Source organism: Novosphingobium sp. B-7, assembly GCF_000410615.1.
Classification (GTDB): Bacteria; Pseudomonadota; Alphaproteobacteria; order Sphingomonadales; family Sphingomonadaceae; genus Novosphingobium; species Novosphingobium capsulatum.
Genome location: NZ_APCQ01000818.1, coordinates 1 through 901, shown reverse-complemented (window position 1 = coordinate 901; position 901 = coordinate 1). Strand labels below are relative to the sequence as shown.

Genomic DNA, 901 nt, shown 5'->3' with positions numbered 1-901 from the left:
GCCGTCACTGCCGGGAGCGCCGCCTTGGCAACGCCCGCCACCACATCGGCCGGCACCGCCAGCAGCGCCTTGGCGCCTTCGCTCGCCACCAGGAAGCACACCACGCCGGCCAGCGGCGCGGCGCCGTTGCCATCCTTGGCAAAGCCTGTGGCGACGCCAATGGCAAACAGCAGGCCGAGGTTGGCGAACATGGCATTGCCCGCTGCGCTGACGAAATCCAGGCCGAGCAGATCCGGCTGGCCCAGCCGCAGCAGCAGCGCCGCCACCGGCAGCACGGCGATCGGCAGCATCAGCGCGCGGCCCAGGCTTTGCAGATGTTGCAGCGCGTTGTTCACGGCTTGGCTCATTGGGCAACCCCTTCGATCATCTGTGTGGCCAGCACGCGCACTTGCGCGGCGCTCGATGCCTGGAGCACGGCACTGGCCAGGCCCCGGCACTCCTGGGCAGAGAGCGCGCGCACCAGCGCCTTGATTTCGGGCACCATCGCCGGCGCGGCGGAAAGTTCGGTCACACCCAACCCGATCAGGATCGGCACGGCGAGTGGATCGGATGCCAGGCCGCCGCACACGCCCACCCACTTACCGTGGCTTTGCGCGCCTTCGCAGCACAGCCCGATCAGGCGCAGCACGGCAGGATCAAGTCCGTCGATGCTGCCTGCCACGGCCGGGTTGCCACGGTCCATGGCCAGGGCATATTGCGTCAGATCGTTGGTGCCGATCGACAGGAAATCGCATTCGGCGGCCAGCGCATCGGCCATCACGGCGGCGGCGGGCGTTTCTACCATCACGCCCAGCGGCACTGCGGCCACGCCCAGCTTGGCGGCCTCGGCATCAAGGGCAGCGCGCACGGCGCGCAGTTCCTCGACCCGCGCGATCATCGGCGCCATGACCTTGACCGCGCC

The 901-nt window shown here is 69.4% G+C and carries 2 protein-coding genes; both read right to left on the bottom strand.

Going from position 1 to position 901, the window contains the following annotated elements:
- Positions 1-347: PTS transporter subunit EIIC (locus H926_RS26585; RefSeq protein ID WP_043608830.1), on the bottom strand; the 347-nt coding region annotated here is incomplete at its 3' end.
- Positions 344-901, bottom strand: a 558-nt coding sequence (locus tag H926_RS26580; protein WP_043608827.1) for a putative PEP-binding protein, incomplete at its 5' end; no start/stop codon positions are given. The genes H926_RS26585 and H926_RS26580, both read right to left, overlap by 4 nt.